Origin of the sequence: Xanthomonas translucens pv. cerealis (genome assembly GCF_006838285.1) — a bacterium.
Classification (GTDB): Bacteria; Pseudomonadota; Gammaproteobacteria; order Xanthomonadales; family Xanthomonadaceae; genus Xanthomonas_A; species Xanthomonas_A cerealis.
In genome coordinates this window covers 312,895-332,084 of record NZ_CP038228.1, presented here as the reverse complement: position 1 = coordinate 332,084, position 19,190 = coordinate 312,895, and the positions used below count along the sequence as shown (strand labels likewise).

16 protein-coding genes and 1 pseudogene are annotated in these 19,190 nt (G+C 56.6%); 14 read left to right on the top strand and 3 right to left on the bottom strand.

Going from position 1 to position 19,190, the window contains the following annotated elements; translation table 11 throughout:
* Positions 1-332: 332 nt before the first annotated feature.
* The 9 genes and pseudogenes from xopAA to E4A48_RS01445 all read left to right on the top strand — a co-directional run bounded on the left by xopAA (position 333) and on the right by E4A48_RS01445 (position 10,724).
* Positions 333-2,471, top strand: coding sequence for a type III secretion system effector XopAA (xopAA, locus tag E4A48_RS01485; protein ID WP_039005796.1), 2,139 nt, complete (start codon positions 333-335; stop codon positions 2,469-2,471).
* A 59-nt stretch (positions 2,472-2,530) separates the two neighbouring features.
* A pseudogene (locus E4A48_RS01480) lies at positions 2,531-2,880 on the top strand (hypothetical protein); the annotation flags it as partial.
* A gap of 365 nt (positions 2,881-3,245) precedes the next feature.
* The gene (locus E4A48_RS01475; protein WP_142741776.1) at positions 3,246-4,400 is read left to right on the top strand and encodes a 2-aminoethylphosphonate--pyruvate transaminase; all 1,155 of its coding nucleotides are present in this window, start codon (positions 3,246-3,248) and stop codon (positions 4,398-4,400) included.
* Positions 4,400-5,722: an O-acetylhomoserine aminocarboxypropyltransferase/cysteine synthase family protein gene (locus tag E4A48_RS01470; protein WP_039005799.1), complete on the top strand. Its 1,323-nt coding sequence runs from the start codon at positions 4,400-4,402 to the stop codon at positions 5,720-5,722. The genes E4A48_RS01475 and E4A48_RS01470 overlap by 1 nt, the downstream gene beginning before the upstream one ends.
* Positions 5,723-5,747: 25 nt before the next feature.
* Positions 5,748-6,788, top strand: a complete 1,041-nt coding sequence (locus E4A48_RS01465; protein WP_142741775.1) for a fatty acid desaturase family protein — start codon at positions 5,748-5,750, stop codon at positions 6,786-6,788.
* Positions 6,785-7,666, top strand: coding sequence for a gamma-glutamyl-gamma-aminobutyrate hydrolase family protein (locus tag E4A48_RS01460; RefSeq protein ID WP_312845567.1), 882 nt, complete (start codon positions 6,785-6,787; stop codon positions 7,664-7,666). The genes E4A48_RS01465 and E4A48_RS01460 overlap by 4 nt, the downstream gene beginning before the upstream one ends.
* Positions 7,667-7,702: 36 nt before the next feature.
* Positions 7,703-8,302 (top strand): LysE family translocator, encoded by a 600-nt coding sequence (locus E4A48_RS01455; RefSeq protein ID WP_080763378.1) that lies wholly within the window; start codon positions 7,703-7,705, stop codon positions 8,300-8,302.
* A gap of 67 nt (positions 8,303-8,369) precedes the next feature.
* Positions 8,370-9,293 (top strand): homoserine O-succinyltransferase, encoded by a 924-nt coding sequence (locus tag E4A48_RS01450; RefSeq protein ID WP_080763379.1) that lies wholly within the window; start codon positions 8,370-8,372, stop codon positions 9,291-9,293.
* A 78-nt stretch (positions 9,294-9,371) separates the two neighbouring features.
* Positions 9,372-10,724, top strand: a complete 1,353-nt coding sequence (locus E4A48_RS01445) for a glutamine synthetase family protein (RefSeq protein WP_142741773.1) — start codon at positions 9,372-9,374, stop codon at positions 10,722-10,724.
* A gap of 476 nt (positions 10,725-11,200) precedes the next feature.
* Here E4A48_RS01445 and E4A48_RS01440 read toward each other — a convergent pair whose 3' ends face one another.
* Together E4A48_RS01440 and E4A48_RS01435 are read right to left on the bottom strand one after the other, a co-directional pair.
* Positions 11,201-12,076: an ImmA/IrrE family metallo-endopeptidase gene (locus E4A48_RS01440; protein ID WP_260608030.1), complete on the bottom strand. Its 876-nt coding sequence runs from the start codon at positions 12,074-12,076 to the stop codon at positions 11,201-11,203.
* Positions 12,073-12,654: a helix-turn-helix domain-containing protein gene (locus tag E4A48_RS01435; protein WP_260608029.1), complete on the bottom strand. Its 582-nt coding sequence runs from the start codon at positions 12,652-12,654 to the stop codon at positions 12,073-12,075. Before E4A48_RS01435 ends, E4A48_RS01440 begins: the two co-directional genes overlap by 4 nt.
* A gap of 83 nt (positions 12,655-12,737) precedes the next feature.
* Between E4A48_RS01435 and E4A48_RS01430 the strand changes: the two genes are divergently transcribed.
* Genes E4A48_RS01430 through E4A48_RS01410 form a run of 5 tightly spaced genes read left to right on the top strand, consistent with a single transcriptional unit; the run spans position 12,738 to position 17,196 of the window.
* Entirely contained in the window at positions 12,738-12,962 is a 225-nt protein-coding gene (locus tag E4A48_RS01430; protein WP_142741771.1) for a DUF2188 domain-containing protein, read from the top strand.
* Between the two features lie 6 nt (positions 12,963-12,968).
* The gene (locus E4A48_RS01425; RefSeq protein ID WP_142741770.1) at positions 12,969-13,955 is read left to right on the top strand and encodes a CBASS cGAMP-activated phospholipase; all 987 of its coding nucleotides are present in this window, start codon (positions 12,969-12,971) and stop codon (positions 13,953-13,955) included.
* A 9-nt stretch (positions 13,956-13,964) separates the two neighbouring features.
* Positions 13,965-15,101, top strand: a complete 1,137-nt coding sequence (locus E4A48_RS01420; RefSeq protein ID WP_142741769.1) for a CBASS cGAMP synthase — start codon at positions 13,965-13,967, stop codon at positions 15,099-15,101.
* Entirely contained in the window at positions 15,098-16,732 is a 1,635-nt protein-coding gene (locus E4A48_RS01415; protein WP_142741768.1) for a ThiF family adenylyltransferase, read from the top strand. The genes E4A48_RS01420 and E4A48_RS01415 overlap by 4 nt, the downstream gene beginning before the upstream one ends.
* Positions 16,729-17,196: a Mov34/MPN/PAD-1 family protein gene (locus E4A48_RS01410; RefSeq protein WP_260608028.1), complete on the top strand. Its 468-nt coding sequence runs from the start codon at positions 16,729-16,731 to the stop codon at positions 17,194-17,196. Before E4A48_RS01415 ends, E4A48_RS01410 begins: the two co-directional genes overlap by 4 nt.
* A 77-nt stretch (positions 17,197-17,273) precedes the next feature.
* Here the strand turns inward: E4A48_RS01410 and E4A48_RS01405 are convergent, their stop codons facing one another.
* Positions 17,274-18,914, bottom strand: a complete 1,641-nt coding sequence (locus tag E4A48_RS01405; RefSeq protein WP_142741766.1) for a MobA/MobL family protein — start codon at positions 18,912-18,914, stop codon at positions 17,274-17,276.
* Positions 18,915-19,190: the final 276 nt, after the last annotated feature.

The window sequence follows — 19,190 nt, the reverse complement described above, 5'->3', positions numbered from 1 at the left end:
TCGCCCGTGTGTATCCGCAGCAGCGCTTTCGCTTGGGCGGCGGGCACTTCGCGATCGTCCGCGCTCGGCGCGCCGGCGCTGCGGAAACTTGCGCCGTCCGCCATCCCGAAATGTTTGGCCCGCCATGCTCGCCAGTGCCGCCATGTCGACGGCCTCCGTCGCGACCTGAGCGCCGGTGATGTCCCGGGCCTGTCTCTTCCGCGCGCCGCGCTACGTCCGCGGCGCCGGTGCGGCAGACGCCAGCTTCGGCTGAACCAGCGCCTGATACGGGACGCCGGTTCGCACGCGAGCGCGCTCTACGCCTTCTTCCTCGCAAGGACTCCACCACCTAAATGAAAACCGCAAGCCTTCGCCCTCACGCGTATCCGCACGACCCGGTTCCAGGCGACGGATCGTCATCCACCCACGCGGCGGCCACATCCACCGACCGCGGCATCGAGATCGAATCGGCATCCGGCAGCGGCACCCTGTCGCCCACGGACGCCACGCTAGCGCTCGCGCGCCCGAGACCGGCTTGGAACGCCACGACGCGCCCCGCGGATCTGCTGCCGATCTCCACCCGGCGGCCGTCATCGCCCGAAGTCCAGCCGGCCATCGTGCAAATCGGGGACGACGAAGGCGTCCGGGACTTGCCCCCGCAACCGGCTCGTTCCGTGGCGCAGCAGTCGCACCTACCCAATCCCGGCGATACAAAGGACGTCGAGAGCGGGCTGCTCTTGCGCGATTGCGCGTCGCGGGTCGCCGCCTTCCTGGACAACCTGTCGGTCGTCCAGGAAGTCCAGCAGTTCGATGACGTCGAGTTCGTGGACAAGCTGCGCAACGAACTGGTCACCGAGCCCGGATGCCCCGAGCCGAAGACGCTGCTGGCCGCCATGAGCGAGAAGGTCGATGAACTGCGGTCGCACCTGGACAAGCAAGCGGCGACGCCGGAGGAGGCCAAGTTCCTGGCCGAGGCCCGGCGCTACCTTGAGCCGGTCATGACCAGCTTCGAGACCGACATCGACACCTTGCAGCACGACGCGAGCGCCGCGAAGCGGATGTTCCAGGGCGCGCTGACGCTGCTGCTCTACCCCTTGCCGCTGGCCACGCTGTTCACGCAGAAAACGGGCACCTACGCTGCGTTCAACATCGCCTCCTACGCCTACACAGCAATACAGCTGATCTCGCTCATGCGACGGCCGACGACGGACGCGAAGCTGATCAGGAAGCACGCTATCAACCGGCACAGCCTGGTCTTCTTCATCTCGCTGATCTATGCCGTCCCCACCTTCTACGCCAAGGCCAAGCCGCTGCAGCACAACGCCGGCTTCGTCGCCGGCGCGGCGGTGACGCAAGGGACGATGATGTTCGGCCTGCGGCTGGGGCAGGACCTGATGGACTCGACGCGGCTGCGCTTCAACAGCGCCTTCAACCGCAGGCACGATCTTCCCGGCGGCTTCAAGGAAGCCATTGAGGGGATCGTGGGCGACCTGCGCGCGGGTCTGGGCAAGGTCAACGGATTCGTCGGCGAGTTCCAGCAGGACCGGCGGATCACGCCGCATATGGACCGGCAGCTCACCTTCTTCAAGCAGGACCTGTCCAGAATCGTGACGGGCCTTGAGCGGCTCGTAGCGACCGGGACGGGACAGGAGAGCCCGGTCGCCTCACGCCATGGCTCGGGTCCGCTGGATGCGGTGCACCGGGCCCTGGACGCCTCGTTCGCGAACAATCCCGAACTGAAGGGAAAGCTCGCACTGGCGACCGTCGCCTTCGCCGTTCTCGGGTCGAACATCGCCCTGATGCGCAACGACGGGCTGGCCCTACCTGACTTCATCGCCGATGCGGTCGTCTCGTCGACGTTCCTGCTCTGTGAAGCGCTGAGCCCGCACGTCTCGCTCACGGGGATGAACGACAGCGTGAGCGACACGGTCGGCGGCATGACGATCGGCCTGCCCTTCTCCGCAGCCGCGCTGATGAACGGCTACATGGACGACCCCAGGGGCAACCCCGCGGGCTTCATCGCTGGGACCGCCGGCTACACGGCGGCCTACATGCTCTTCGGCCGGGTGGCCGGCGACGTCCTGTCCAAGGGCCTCATGGCCACGGGCGGAGCGCTCGGCTGGGGCCAACGGCACGCGATCCGCCTCGGCCGAAGCGCGATGGCCCTGGGCTTCGAGCTGGTCGCCGGCCACCGCTCGCCGGCTGCAGCGGATGTGCACGCCGTCGCCGAGGTCGAGATGGCGGATGTACCGCGCGAGCCGCTGTGCTTCAGCCCCGCACAGCGGGCGTTCGCCGAACGCACCCTGGTCGACACGCTCGAGCAGATCGGCGACGAGTGGCACGACGCGCGCGACGAATGGGAAGGCGGATCCGAGGGGACGGCGGTTGGTGACGCCCCCTGGTCCGACGCACCGGTGGAGCTGTCCGTGCAGCTGGCGCCCCAGTCGGAACAAGCGGCCCTGCAGGCGCATGGGGGCGGGCGGGATTGCTGAGCGGGGTTGTCAGCTCAAACCCGATTTTTTTCTGACGGCCCCGATGTGATCAGCTTTCGTTCAAGGGCGACAGCCACCAGGCGGCACAGGCCAGTCGCCTGGACTGGCACCTGGTCGCGCTGACGTTCACCGAATGGGGCGAGCAGCTGCCTTGCTGGACGGTGGAGCCCCGTATCTGGACCAGCCCCACAGCCTCGAGCGCCGAGATCTTCTGGCCAACGCCGACGCACCGCTGACCGAGACCGACGACTTCGGCGAGGCGGCCGAACTCAACGTGAGCCGGCGCAGCGGTGCCGATCGCGCGGTCGGCGTCGCCTTGCGCGTGGCCTGGTTGAGCGGCTTTGTCCAGACCGCGGACATGCCGCCCCACCTCCCGCAAAAAGACACTGACCTCCTGCGCTTCGACTGAACACTTTTCAGAGTCCAACCTGACCTCTCGTAGGTTTTCGTGATAAAGGGGGTGAACCTCAGGCCATTCCTAGATTGATATCCCAGATGGAACTAGATAAAGATCAACGGATAATTGCGACCTAATCTTTATAGCTAAATTTCATGTACGTTTTGGCTAAATTACCTTGCCTCAGCTCATGCGGCGGGTATTATCTGAATCGATAGATGAACCGCTGATTGTACAGCCGCATAGATTATAAAAAATAAAATACAAAATAAAACGAACCCATCGTCGATCAGCCAGCTTCGCTACCACCATTAGCCATAGATCATGTGAACGCACTGCATTACATTCCCCCAGTTTACACATACTGAGATTTCCATATGTGTCCAGAGAAATATTTCTTAATGACACCGGGTCCGTTGGCTTTGAGCGACGAAGTAAAATCACAGATGCAATTCGACATGGGCTCAAGGGACGAAAGCTTTAGGATCACGACTGCCTCGATGCGTAACCTGGCGATCAACCTAGTCGAAGGGCAGGAGTCACATTCGGTCATCCCCATCCAAGGCAGTGGAACCTATGGCATCGAAGCAGCGCTGGCCACATTTATAGGTCAGTCCGATAAGCCGCTTGTATGCATAAACGGCATTTATGGCGAGCGTATGCTGAAGATACTTCAGCTACGCGGAATACGGGCTGCGAGCATGAAGGCTCCTAGCGACAAGCCGCTTTCGGTCGCCGATATAGTGGAATATCTTGACACAGATCGCACGATCACCCACATCTGCTTCGTTCATTGCGAGACGACCACTGGTGTCATTAATCCACTTAATGAAATCGTCAAGCTGGCCAAGCGTTACGGAGTCATTACGATCGTCGACGCAATGAGTTCTTTTGGCGCAGTTGATATCAGTGTCAAAATTTCCCCTTTCGACGTCCTTGTGACTTCAAGTAATAAGTGCATCGAAGGGCCGCCTGGCATTTCGTTAGTAATAGCCAAGCTGGCCCTGCTGAAAAGAAAAAAAACACATCCGGTCAATTCTTTCGTTTTAGATGTTCGCGACCAGTGGAAAACGCTTGAGGAGACAGGAGAGTGGCGATCAACTCCTCCTACTCATGTGGTACAGGCATGCGCCAAGGCACTCGAACTGTTGACCCTTGAAAGTGTGGCCAACCGCAGAAAGCGGTACTGCTTGGTGCGAGAAGAGATCATTCGCGCAACGGAGCGATACGCTGTTCCGTTACTAAGTGCGAGGGCGCGATCTCCGGTGTGTCTGGCGCTCACCGCGAAGGGAGTGATTGATACCGAGGAGGATTTCAATGAATTCTATCGACATCTTGTCAGATACAACCTCTACATATATGCAAAATTCCATGTTCAAACGCGAAGCTTCAGAATCGGCTGCATCGGCGCAATCAAGCCGGCATGGATACTCGTTCTGGCGACGGCGTTTCGTGAGTTTTTCGAAGACCACAAACACCGCTTGGTAGAAGCGGCATTTGACAATCCTGAGCTCGAGAGCGGAGCGGCCTAATGTCATATCGCACCCACGAAAAAAGCCTTTCGATGGAAACAGCCGTTCTGCATGCAGGTTATCGGCACGACCCAGCAACCAACGCTATTGCCGTCCCCATCTATCAGACCACGGCTTATGAGCTCGATGATGATCTGGCCGCCGTCTCGGATATCTACAATGTCAAGCGCGACGGTTTTACCTACACGCGGATCATTAATCCAACCACCCGCGTCCTCGAGCGCAGATACGCCCAAGTGGATAACGCAGCAGATGCGCTTGCCGTGGCTTCCGGACAAGCCGCCACCTTTCTTGCGCTGGTGAACTTGTGCAGTGGCCGACCGGGCGACAACGTGGTTACATCGAAGTATCTATACGGGAATTCTTGGAATTTGCTTTTCAATACCTTCAAGCGCTTAGGGATTGAGGCAAGATCTGCTGACCCGCAGGAACCAGAATCCTTCAAGCGGCAGATCGATGACAGGACCATCGCGTTATTCGGCGAAGTCATTTCTAATCCTTGCGTCATTCCGTTACCGGTATCGGCGCTTGCCGCGATTGGCAAGGCGCGTGGCATTCCCCTCGTGGTTGACAACACGACAACGCCTCTTGTGTGCAGGCCCGGGGCACTGGGCGCCGCAATCAGCGTTTACTCGGCAACGAAGTACATCTGTGGCCACGCCACCACACTGGGAGGACTTGTCGTCGACAATGGAATTTTTGCTTTTGATGATGCCTCCCGCTTCCCACTGCTAAATGGCCCTGACGAAGCGCATGGCGACATATGCTGGCGAGATGCTGTGCGCCTTCTGAATGACTTAGGAAATAGCGCTTATCTTTTGAAAGCACGTATGACTTGGCTTCGCGATACAGGCGCGGCGATCAGCCCATTCGCAAGCTTTCAGCTGATACAAGGTCTGGAAACACTAAGCCTGCGCATGCAGCGTCACTGCGAGAACGCTGCGTCGGTTGCCAGTTTCCTAGCAGGTCATCCCAAGGTCAGACGCGTTTCGTATCCTGGTCTTGCTACTGGACGCGACCGAGACGTCGTAGATGAAATGGTCGACGTGCAAGTCGGCTACGGCGCAATGATCATGTTCGAGTTAGACGATGAGGCTGCAGGCAGAAAATTCGTGCAGAACATCCGTCTCATGTATCACGTTTCAAATGTGGGGGATGCACGCACACTCGTGACGCATCCGGTCTCGACCACCCATACTACCGTTCCCAAAACTCAGCGTGAGGCAGCCGGAATATTTGATGGCTCGATCCGCCTTTGCGTCGGCATAGAGAACATTGATGACATACTTGACGATATAAAGCGCGGTCTTGATGCCGTTTAATGGCTGATTAGCCTGGAGAAGCATCATGAAAAAAGAGAAAAATTGGGCACTCAGAAATAAGCGATTCGACACATTCCATTTTTCTCGCGAAATCATGCGCGAGCTGGCTGGCTTGCGTCCCGACAATACGACTGGCGCTTTATACATAATAAAGGACTATACAGTAATGGTGGCCTGCGCAGTTGCGACGGTTCAACTCAGCTGGTGGCTTTACCCATTGGCATTATTAATCATCGGCGCGCACCAGCGCGGGTTGACGACGATCTCACACGACGCTGCGCACCGAATACTAGCAAAGAATAGAGTATGGAACAATTTCCTCGGGACGACGTTCGCCGCTTACCCTATATTCCAGCGGCACTGGGCATATCGCGTGTCCCATGTCTATCTACATCACCCGCACCTTGGTGATCCAGAGCAAGATCCCGACTTGAAGTTCTTTATCAAATCGGGGGTTTATACGGTTCGCGAGCCGCGCGATTACAAATCCTTTATTCTCTGGAAAGCGATCTTCGGCGGGGCGACATTTCGTTACTTGAGCTATCTTTGGAGTAACCGATTCTTTGTTGTGGGAGATAGACAGAAGAGCGTCGACAAGTGGGGCGTTCTTATCGATTCGTACGGTTTCGCGGCATTCTGGATCGCGGTAGTCGCCGGCTTTACCGCAGCGAATGCTCTACATCTGCTTGTGCTTTTTTGGCTAATCCCTTACCTCACCACGTTTCAGGTGTTGGGTTGGTTCACCGAGCTGGCTGAGCACTCGCCCATGTGTGAAACCGAGGTGGAGAATGTTTATTTGACAAGGAATAGGAAGGGCGGATTCATAGAACGCTTATTGTTCGGCGTCAATTACGATGAGTACCATCTTGAGCACCATCTTTCGCCGGGGGTCCCATTCTGGCTATTAAAAAAAGCACAGAAAATCCGAATGCGCGACCCAATATATGCGAATATTGGAAAATCCTGGGGAGGTCTATTTTCGAGCGGCCCGCAGGGGCAGCCAAGTGTGATCTCGCAATTGCTTGATCGGAACCGCCGCCTATACGAAATTAGCCTGCGCAAATGATCCGGAGCACATCCACAATGGAACATGTTTCCGATTGCGTGATTCGACCTGTTGTTGGAGTGACATCAAATCGCCATATCGATGATGGCGTTCATCGTGACAGGTTGCGACGACGTTACATCGAAGCCCTTGATACCTACGCTGCCGTTGAATGCGTCATTCTTCCGACTGTAGACGGGGATCTTCCTTGGGATACAAGCCTTAGAAAATTTCGTTCCCTGATGCATCGTCTAGACGGCCTGGTCTTGACTGGCGACGAATCAAATCTCGATGCAGACATTTTTGATGGACGACAGCGCCGTTGGGACCGTGCCGACGACGACGTTATCCCTGGGGAACGAGACCGGCCCAGGGATCGTCTGTCGTCTGTCGCGTTGTCGATCGCAAGAGAGCTGGATATGCCATTCCTCGGCATTTGCCGCGGGTTGCAGGAAATGAATGTTCAGCAAGGCGGAACGCTTGTGACACATCTGCCGGCCACGGAGTTCGGCATAGTGCACAGCGAGCCCATGAACGTACCCCGCGATCAGCAGTATCTGCCATCGCACGGAATTCGGATCGTATCCGACGGAATACTTGCCGATATCCTCGGGGAGGGAAACGATCGGCTCCAAGTTAATTCGCTTCATAACCAGGGAGTGTCCGAGCCGGCGCCCGGGATTCGAGTCGAAGCCATCGCCGACGATGGCGTCGTCGAGGCAATTTCCTACCGCTCCTCGACTTTTCAGCTCGGAGTACAATGGCATCCCGAATGGCATGTCGGACACGATGCCGTAAGTCAGAAGATATTCCGCCTCTTTGGCGATGCGTGCCAGGCATATGAAGCGAGGCGGCATGTCGGAAGTAATTCGGCATCCTTCTACAAGGCAATATATTGAAGCCTGCCCAACGTTACATAATACAGTGACGATATAATGGATCTCCATCTGATGGCTCTGTTCGCCATTGCGTTCACTTGCGCGGTCGCCGTGCCGGGGCCGAACGTAGCATTTGTTGTGGCTCAAGCTCTCAAGTATGGCCGTAAGATTATAGTTCCCTGTTCGTTTGGCTTCGGACTGGCCACTGCGATTCACGCCATTGTCGCGCTGTCTGGGGTCGGCTTGATCATTCACGAGCACTCGTCGCTTCTCGGTTATCTGCGTTGGATAGGAGCGATCTATCTCACGTACATTGGTCTAATTTCTTTCCTATCCCGGCCGGAACATCACAACACAGAAATAATCGCTTCTAACACGCGAAAGTTGTTCCTCGATTCATCACTTGTCGCCCTGACTAATCCCAAGGGATGGCTGGTCACTTTGCTTACCTATCCAAGCTTTATCAGTCCTTACTATTCTTACACGCGCCAAGCAATTGCGTTGAGTTTGGCAGGACTGCTTATTTCCCTCTTGATTTATAGTGGATATGCGTTGCTTGCACAAAGGGCACGCATCCTTTTCAGGAACGAACGCAATATAAGCCGGGTAGCAGGCGCGATCTATCTGCTTGTCGCAGTTTTCCTAGTGCTTTCCTGATTGAGTCAATATTTCTCATGCGAGAAACGGCCGATGCAGGCCGATCGTCGAAGAGGGCCGCAATCTCATGTCAATACTAATCCCTAAAGGGCTGCCGGCAGGTTGTGCTCTTGAAAACGAAGGCATCACCGTCTTAGAAGATGAGGCACTGATCCATCCGCAGCGCCGATCTATAAGCGTGGGGTTGCTTAACCTGATGCCAAATAAAATCAATACCGAAATCCAGATAGCGCGCCTTTTGGGTTCCAGCCACTTCCAGGTTGAGTTGACGCTTGTCAGGATATCCAGCCACTCATCGAAGAATACACCTGTCGAACACTTGAAATCGTTCTATAAGGACTGGCGGGATATTAATAACCGGAAATTTGATGGGTTTATAATAACCGGAGCGCCGGTTGAGAAAATTCCTTTCTGCAGCGTCGATTACTGGGATGAGCTCGCTGGAGTATTTCAGTGGACGCAGACCAACGTCCATAGTTGCTTTAACATCTGCTGGGGGGCGCAAGCTGCCATGCATTTTTTCTATGGGGTGCCAAAGTACGTCTTGAAAGAAAAGTTATTCGGCGTATTTAAGCATCACATCTATGATATCGACTCCCCTTACTTGAAAGGTTTCTCAGAGGAACTCTACATTCCCGTGTCGCGCTGGACGGAAATGCGTCGCATCGACCTCCCTATTGATAGCGGCGTTTCCGTTCTCATTGATTCGCTCGATACCGGACTTTGCTTGTTGAGCGATCCCAAGCATCATTCTTTGCATTTCTTTAATCATATCGAATACGATTCGAATACTCTTGCAGACGAATACTTCCGCGATCTAGCCGCAGGAAGAAATATTCATCTGCCCATTAACTATTTTCCAGACGATTGCCACTATCTGCCACCCACGAATCGATGGCGCAGCCATGCAATTTTATTGTTCGAGAACTGGATAAACCATATTCATAAAACTTCCTTGACGGATCTGAATATGATCGGTCGATGTCGATGAGTTGCCGCCGGCAGACGCGCAGCTCTCGTAAAAACCTCATATATACAGTACCCATTTAAATGGCGGTGGCAATCCATCATGAACTTCGATGAACTCAGGAATTCCGTCGCGTCTGGCGCGATCGATACGATATTGGTATGCATGGTTGACATGCAAGGCCGGCTCATGGGAAAACGCTATCATGCTGCTACATTTGTTCGTCATGATTACAACCAAGGCCATGCCTGCAATTATCTATTGGCCAATGACATGGAAATGGTCCCGGTGCCAGGTTACGCAAATGCCAGCTGGAGTGTTGGTTACGGCGATTTCGTTCTCAGGCCTGACTTTTCCAGCCTGCGATTGCTGCCGTGGCTGGACGCAACGGCATTGGTGATTTGCGATGTCTACAATGACAACGGGGAGCCAGTGGCGCAATCGCCCAGACATATCTTGCAAAGGCAGTTACGCCGGATATCCGACCGCGGAATGCGCGCCTGTTTCGCATCGGAGCTTGAGTTTTACCTCTTCGACGAGACTTATGCCGAAATTTCGAGAAAAAATTATAATTCACCATCGGTATTTGGAAGTTACAATCAGGATTACAACATTCTGTCGACAACGCGACAGGAGTGCGTCATGCGTCCGATCAGAAAAGGCCTATATGGTGCTGGTGTCGCAATTGAATGCACAAAGGGCGAGGGAGGCGCTGGCCAGGGGGAAATCAATGTTCGGCATTCAGACCCGTTGTTGATGGCCGATCAGCACACGATCATCAAGCACGGCAGCAAGGAAATAGCAGCGCAGCACGGCAAGTCAATCACCTACATGGCAAAATGGAACGATAATTATGCAGGGTCGTCCAGCCACGTCCACTCTTCGCTATGGTCGTCTGATGGCTGCCCCCTGTTTTATGACGAAGCAGAACCGCAGGGAATGTCCGTTATAATGAGGAACTACTTGGCCGGAATCCTTAAGTATGCGGGAGATATTACTCTCCTGTTGGCACCCTACATAAACTCCTATAAAAGATTTCAGATTGACACGTTCGCACCCACTAAGATCGCATGGGGCTGCGACAATCGAACGACCGGCTTACGCGTTTGTGGCCTGGGCTCGGATGATCTGCGCGTCGAGTGCCGCATTGGTGGTGCCGATATGAATCCCTACATTGCGTTCGCCGGACTGATTGCAGCTGGCTTGGCAGGGATTGACGAGAAACTGCCATTGGGCGAGCCGTGCAAGAGCGACGCATATCGCGACACGGGATTGCCGGACATCCCGAAAACACTAAGAGCTGCCATCGGCATCAGTTCGAGCTCGAGTTGGCTCCGCGAGGTGCTAGGAAGCGGGGTTGTCGACCATTACGTCCATGCCGCGCAATGGGAACAATCCGAATACGATAGGCATGTAACCGATTGGGATTTGCTCAGGGGATTTGAACGTAGTTAGGGAAGGTCTGTTCAATGCGTTCGATAGTGCCATCCCAATGTAGGCAGACACCAGACGCGCCGCGTCGCCGGGTCGAAGAGTGAGAGGAAGAACCAGAAAACGCGCGCCGACTTACCCCCCGCGCAAATCAGCAGGAACCAAGAAGCGCACGTAGAGGCCTGAAGGCCTATGCAGCGACAGGGGTTTTGGCAAAAACGAAACCTCAAACGATATCTTGGGAGGTCGTTGGAGGTGGTCTTCAGCCGGAAGGAATAGGCAGCGCGGTCAAGAACTTAGCACTGAAATTCGCGAGACTGGAGCGGGCGAAGGGAACCGAATCCAACTCACCCTAACCCATTGATCCGCCTAGATTTCAAGCGGAACAAGGAACCCAAAAACAACACCTCGAACGATACCTAATCTAGCAAGGCTCACATCCTGACTCAAGCTGGCAGAGTCCCATTTCGAGCGCTAGCACTTCCCAGGGCTGCGCTTGATCAACGACGCTTGCGAGGCTTTTCCCAAGTCAACTCGCCCGTGAGTTCGGGCAAGCCCCCATCGTCCTCCCAGCTCTTCCCGAAGCGGTCGTGCTCAACTTCCGGAAGCTCTTCTTGATCGAACCACAACAAGGATGTCGTGGTGTCGCTTAGCGAAAAGTGCCTTGCGATCTCGCAAAGCTCAAGACCCCTTTCCCAGTTCTCAAACCAGATGTCTTGTGCCACCCAGGCCGAGTCGGCGCCGTTCTCCCCCAACTCGCGCAAGCGATGCGCCACGGATCCAGATGGGATGTTAGTCCTTGGCGGGATCCATGCCTTGACCCCGCGCAGGGCTTTGGAAAGCACTGAGTAGCGCACGACGCCACGGTCCATAGTGACGAATGCACAGGGATAGTCAGTGAGGCTGGCGTAGCGTGAAGCAGCGGCAGGAAAGGAGGTGCCAAATTGCGCGGCCATCTGCTCGATCAGCGCAAGCGAGGGCTCTTCCTTGGGGACTGTCGCGAGCCACTCCTTGTAGGGCATCAAGAGTTCAGAGGCGAAGACGTCGCAAAACACCTCGTTGGGGTCGCGCTTGGCGTATCCCCATTGAGGCACTTCTTCGTGTTTGGAGGGAAGTCCAAGCACCACGTGGGCAATTTCGTGGCAGACGGTAAAGCGCTGACGCTCCTCGCTCTCCAACTCATTGACCGTAATGATGCTCTTACCGTTCTTGCCTGGAACCGTGTATCCAGATTCCCCCTCGTCCAAGGGCTCTCTTCGAAGTTTGGCGTTGGCAGCGATGAGGTAAGGCGATAGATCCTCTCGAATGCTGGAAATGTCCAGGTTCGCAACAAATCTTCGCGCCAGCTGGCGCACGCCCGCCTCATCCATGATCATCCTTCCTCGTCGTCTTCCTCGAAGATACGCTTGGTCCGAGCAATCAGCACTGCCGGATCGGGCCGCGTCGCTCCTCTATGCCTGACTCCAGCGGCTGCTGTAAAGATCTCAAGCTCAACCGATTCGTCTTTAAGGACGAACTCGACCAACAGCGGGTCAGCGTCCTCGTGCGTTGCGAGCCAATTCACGATCTCGGCATCGCGCGCGCTCGGCTTGAGGACTTTGACTAGCTTGCCCAACAGATCCTGGGATGGGCTGGTCTTGTCCCCTGACTCCAAGCGATGGACATAGGCATGGTCCACCGAGGCCAATTGACCAACTTCGCGCAGAGAGAGAGTCCTGCGCTCGCGCAAGGTCTTTAGGGCAACGCCCAAGCCTGTTTGAGGCATAAAAAATCCACTGAGTGACCATAAAGCGGGCCTTCGGACCACCCGCACCAAAATCGCACCAACGCCGGGCGCTTTGTGACCGTTGCACCCGTCACAAATCTCTGCTAGCGTGTTGTCCAGCCAGACAACAGATCGCGTCTTTAGCTGCAATCTGCTCGCTTGGCCGCCTTGCTCTTGTTGTCTGAGCAAGCAACCCATTGTGCATAGGGCTTTCGCAATTGACAACCCATCCGCCGGGTCGGCGGGTTCATTCAGGCAAAAGGAACCAAGCAATGGCAGGCAAGAACCAGCATGTAGTGCCCCACCCGGAGGGTTGGGCGGTCAAAGGCGAAGGCAATGGTCGGGCGACTTCTGTCCATGACACCCAGCAGCAAGCAATCGATGCAGGGCGGGAAATTGCTCGCAACCAGCAGTCTGAGTTGGTGATCCATCGCCCCAACGGTCAGATCCGTGACAAGGATAGCCACGGTCACGACTCGTTCCCGCCCCGGGGGTAAGACGCCATGGACCATGTCCCGCCCCTCCACGTGCTGGCCCTTTCGGGCGGTGGCTACCGTGGCCTGTATACCGCCACGGTCCTGGCCGAACTGGAACAGGTGCTCGGGCGCCCGATTGCCCAGCATTTTGATCTGATCTGCGGCACGTCGGCGGGCGGGATGTTGGCCTTAGGGCTGGCCAACGAGATCCCCGCGAGCGAGCTGAAAGACCTTTTTGAAAAGCACGGCGGGCGCATCTTCGGCTCTCGCAGCTTGGCAAGGCGGCTGCTTGGCTTCTGGCTTATCGCCAAGCACAACCCTGACGGGCTGCGTGAGGTTCTGGCGGAGCGCTTTGGCGAGACCACGCTTGGCGACCTCAAGCACCCCGTGCTGATCCCTGCTGTGAACTACTCCACCGGCAAAGGACAGTTCTTTAAAACACCCCATCACCCCAGCTTCGAATTGGACCATCGCCTTAAAGTGATGGATGTGGCCTTGGCAACCGCAGCAGCGCCGGTCTACTTCCCGCTCGCGCGTAATGAGCGAGGCGTGTTTGCTGATGGTGGCTTGGTGGGCAACGCACCTGGCCTGTTTGGTCTCCATGAGGCACGCCACTTCCTCGCTACCGATCCAAACGTAAAAGTTCGGGTGCTTTCGATTGGCACCATGACCGTAGGCTCCACCGTGCGCGGAAACGCCAGTCTGGATCGCGGCTTCGGCAAATGGCGTGGCGGGTTGTTCGATCTGGTGATCTCAGCCCAAGAGTCGTCGGTCCATCACTTGCTGGGGCATACCTTGGGTGCGGACTACTACAAAATCGATGACCAAGCCACTCCGGACCAGAGCAAGGACGTCAAAGCGCTGGATCGAGTCTCGATTGCTGCGACGAACACCCTGAAAGATCGAGGCAGCCATGCAGCGCAGCGCGCCATTGGGGATCTGGCATTCCGGCCATTCCGCGATCACCAAGCCGCCGCGCCCCGCTTCTATCACGGCTCTCACAAGAACGCTTAGGAGGCGACCATGCTGAACTTGAGCCCGCTGTTATTCACTACCGTTGAAAATCGGACCTGTCTGCATGGCGCGCTGGACTTGGAAGAGGCGCAACGCACCTACATTGCCCAAGCACGCCTGGATGTCCGTAACTGCCTGAGAGAAGGCATCCCAGCGGTCCTCAGAGCACGTGGCTATCCTGGCCAAGTGCCAACCCCTCGATTTTTCACCCAAGGGTCATGGGCCTACAAGACCCTCAACGCACCTGCCAAGCCCCCACAGCAAGCTGATGTCGATGATGGCTGCTACCTGCCCATGAGCTTCGTCTCGCAGAGCAACCGGCCCAGCGTTGCGGCCGGGGTCTTCTTCCAAGCCGCAGAAGCAGCGCTCCAACCCTTGGTCGACCAGAACCAGTGGCAGCTGATCACCGATAAGGACACCTGCATCCGGATCGTGATCGCCAAGGACGCCCATATCGACATCCCGCTTTACGCCATTCCTGACGAAGAGTTCGTCACTCTGGCTAAGGCTTTTGAGAGCCGTGGGCTGACCATGGATGCGCTCTCCTTCGCTGAGGAGGAAGATGTCTGGACAGCACTGCCGCGTGACAAAGTGCTGCTCGCCCATCGTAAGGAAAACTGGATGGCCTCCGATCCTCGGCCGGTCAAGGAGTGGTTCTTGGGCGAAGTCGAGGCGAAGGGAGAGCAGTTCCGTCGCACGGTTCGCTATCTCAAGGCTTACCGGGATTGGCACTGGGAGAGCGGCGGTCCGGCTTCGATCCTTCTGATGGCAGCGGCAGCACCACTGTTCGAAAAGCACGATGGCCGTGATGACATGGCTTTGCTCTCCGTCGTCGAGAAGCTTCCTGGCGCCCTACGCGCAGGGGTGAACAATCCGGCGAACACGAACGAATCCCTGACCGGGCGATTGGGTGCGGCAGGCGTTGAAAACGCAGCGAAGGCCTTCGAGAACTTTGCGGTCATGCTGCGCGGTGCAATTCATGCGTCTAATGCTTCGCAATCCTGCGCTTGGATGCGCCAAGAATTTGGTGTCCGGTTCCCCGATGATCCGGAGAGGGTCAGGATCGTCTCCGTCGCCAGCAGCATCGCATCGTCCTCCGCCGTCGCTGGCCCAAGCGAACTGATCGGGCGTTCCAAGGCTGGATGAGCGCGAACCAAGTCAACGCGGTGATCAAGGCGTTCGCGCCGCGTGGTTTTGTCTTCGCTGGCAAGGCCCCAAACGGCCGATTCCTCCTCCATGGCCACCTAAGCTCTCCAAGCAATCAAGACATCCCGTGCGAGATTCAGCTCGATCCAGAGCTGTTTGCTTTTCCTAAAATTAGGCTGCTTGAACTTCCCAAAGAGCTATCCGGCCGCCCGGTCCCGCACCTCAATGGGCAAGGCGAGCTGTGCTATATCGCAACCGGCACCGTCGTCTTAGACATCTTCAATCCCGTCAGCCAGTCGTTAGCTTGCCTCGATCGAGCCCAGCACGTGCTGACTCAGATCATGAGGGGGGAGATGGTCGATGACCTGGCTGAAGAATTTTTCGCCTATTGGGGAGGGAACGGCTGGTGCTTTAGTGACATCCAAGGCGATCGCCTGGGAAAGATGCATTGCACCATCGAAGAAAGGAAGGATGGCAAGGATATCTGGACAGTCACCGACGAACCGGAGCGCACGACCAAGAAGCTCAATGCCATGCACTGGAAAGCCAATGTGCGTAAGGCGAGCTGCGTGCGAATCAAGACGGATGCGCAACCTCGCCCACTGATAGTGAACTGGCCACCAATGTGCTTGCGAGATGTGCTGAATTGGCAAAGCACACTGGATGTCAACTGCCGTCGGAGAATTCATCAGAGCATCTACACGGCAGAAGCGAACAAAGCAAATCACTTGCTTGTGATCATCGAGTCGCCCTTGATGACCTACGCTTTCGGTGTGCTATTTGATCGCGCCAAGCGCGCACCTTGCAAGAAGCTGGCTGAGCGCCGAGATCCCACTTATCAACTCAGGATCAAGCCGCTCTCCATGCTGAGGATTGATGACCGCTATTTAGCTGAGCGCAATACACCCAAGCGCCGGACGCTTGCAGGGAAGAGGATCGCGCTTGTCGGTTGCGGAACCATTGGTGGATACCTGGCCGACATGCTGGTCAAAGCTGGCGCTGGCACCAGTGGCGGTGAGCTAACGCTTATCGATCCTGATCTATTCCTACCTCAGAACATCGGGCGACATCGCTTGGGGTTTCCAAGCTTGCTCGACAACAAGGCTACCGCCATGGCTGGGGAACTTAGACGCCTGGCACCAGGAGCACTTCTCAGAGATATCCCTAGCGATGTCAGGGCTGCTCACTTCGAACATCTGGATCTTTTGATTGATGCCACGGGCGAAGAAGCCTTAGGCCATTGGCTGAGTGCACATTATCGAGACTTGACCGACATCCTGACTGTCTGGATTGAAGGAACAGGAACTGCTGTTCGAGCCTTGCTGGCCAAGAAAGGCGCGAGTCCATGCTATCGCTGCATCTGGCACCACACTCGAGACGGCGCCTTCCCGTCCGTCCAAGGCGAATTGCCGACCACACTTGCCGGACAAGGATGCGAAGGCCTGTATGTGCCCTTCCCCGCCACAGTCTCTGTCCAGGCGGCAAGCCTCGGAACCGAACTCGCGGTCGATTGGGCTAACGGCGTCTCCACTCCTTCATTTCGCACCCGCGTCACCGATCAAGCGTTTGAGTTAGCAACGGCGGATTGCGATCTCCCAGCCCATGAGGGTTGCCCCGTATGCCATTCATGAGCGCATGGGGAACATTCGATCGACAAACCTTGGTCCATTTTTCCGAGCGCACCCTTGCCGTCTTTCAAGACCACACCCAGCGCGATGCGACTGACGCAGAAGCCGGAGGGCTGCTTCTAGGAACGGTCCATGGCAACCACATGCTCATCGAGCAAGCCACTACCCCGACGAAGTGGGATAAGCGCTTTCGCACGCTGTTCGAGCGCATGCCGTTTGGCCATCAAGCCATCGCCTTGGCCAGGTGGAATGCAAGCAAAGGCACGGTGCGTTACCTGGGCGAGTGGCACACGCACCCAGAGGACAACCCGCAGCCTTCGGGGCTCGATCGCTCAGAGTGGAATCGATTGGCTGGCTTGCGTCAAGATGGGCGTCCTATGCTAGCCGTGATCGTAGGACGCCGCGATCTCTATGTTGAGCTGGCACCACAGAAGGGTCTGGGCCCAAAACTTCTCGGAATTGAGTAGCTGACACACTCACTTTCTAAGCTCTGCCGGCTTATTGGACGACAGAGCTGTGTTTCATCTACGTGCTCGTTCGCAGGTTAAAGAGATGGTTTTGGCGGCCGAAACCTCAACTCCCAGCTCCCCCCTTTGCCTTCGACCTCATGTGGGGGCACATCACCAACCGTTGTCTCGGGCGTTGGCGCTTCGATCGATGGCATTTTGAATTTTTTCTCCAAGGCCTCAGCCGCTTCCACCATCACCTTTCGGGCCTTCTTGATGCGCCACTGCTGGATCGCTTGGATTCGAGGCGATACATGCCTCTTCTCTCGCGCTAGACGCTGCCTGGCTCTTGCCACCACTTTCGTGTCTGGATCGCCCTCTTGCTCGGCAAGCTTGGCCTGTGCATCGAGCACTGCCATGCGTGCTTTGTAAGGCCGCACCAAGGTGTGCGCATACTTGCTGATTGAGCGGGCCAAAACCTCGGTGTCCTCGAAGAGGAACGGTTTGGTGGGATAGCTATCGACTCGCCGGCAAACAAGCGTGGCGTAAGCACGCTCGAAATCTGGCTCAATCTGGATGCCTGGGATCTGGCGAAGCACTTCCAAAGACTGCTGCGCTACTTCTCGCTGGGCTTCAAGCCAATCTTCGATCAGCTGCGCCTCTTGGTTTAGGACCTCGGCGTCTTGTCGGCCCGAGGAGCGAGCCAGACGCGTCACCTTACTGAGATACCGCGCTTGTCCACTGTAAGGGGTGTAGAGCCCTGGGCGGGGGGCGGGTTGGCGGGCCAAGCGTTCTTTGATCTGCTGGACGCGCTCAGCAACTCGCGCTCTAACGTGTGCGGGGTGCTTTTTGCTCCCTGCTGAGGTCTGTGCTCTAGCCCGGTCTCGAAGTGCTGACGCGTGACTGTGTGACGGGGGGACCGGCTGCAAAAGTGTACCACTGGCCTTCATGTGCGCGGCAACGATGTTCGAGAGCGCAATGGCTGCGTCTGCCCCGCCTCGGCCCTGCACTTCTGCCGTGAAGTTGGTTTTTCTCATCAACGCGACCTTGGCTTTGCCCATGTGCTTGCCAGGACGGCGCGTCAGTTCCCGGGCGCGCTCGAAATCTCCGTTCATGGCTGCTTCCCGGGCCTGGGCTTGGAGCGTTCTTGGGTCAACGGTCTTCTGAATGCCCGCTTTTCGAAGGTGCCGGTTGATTTCGGCTGCAATCTCTTTGCGAAGCGCTCGCACCGCGCGCGTGCCCTCCCCTTGCCTGGCATCGAACTCCGTTCCTGCGCGCTCACCGAAGCCGTTAGGCCCGACCTGGCGCGAAGACATCAGAAGGTGGACATGGTGGTTGCGCCGGTCTCCATCGCGACTGGGTAAGTGGACTGCGACCAGCACGGCGACCTGGTGGCGATCGACCAGCAGTTGCCCAAGGCTCAATGCCAGATCCTTGCGCTGTTCATCGGTGAGGCTTTGCGGGAGCGCGACCTCCACCTCGCGAGCCACAAGCGCGTTCTTTCTGGTCTCAGCCGCTTCATTGGCGTTCCAGAACTTCTCGGCATCTAGGCACCAACTGGGCGCGCCCTTGGGTGCAAGCATCTGGGCGAAGGCCACGCCATGCCGGCGCGAGTATTCGTGGCGCAGCCCGGTCGCCTCGTCGACCAGATCAAAGCCCGCTCGGTAAGCTGCTGCCGCGACGGATGAGTCCCCTTTACCGCGACCAAAAGATTTCATGTGTGAGTGATAAATAGCCATCTAGACCCCTATTCATGTTTGTGGAGAAAACATAGAACAAGAGCATTTTTGAGTTGTCTAGGCGCCGATGGCAGTGGCGTTTGTGTGCCCAAAATCTCAGAGTTTTTGATCTGTTGAGCGGGGCAAGCCGATCAACGAGGTGGCCAACGGCCACCGCACCGACGCGCCAGCGGCAGCGCACGGTTTTCGAGAATCGAAAACCATCAGTGCGCTCTTGCTTTCAGATTTGGGGTTATGCCGCATCCGAGGCGAACGCTCGCAACCAAAGCACTCGCG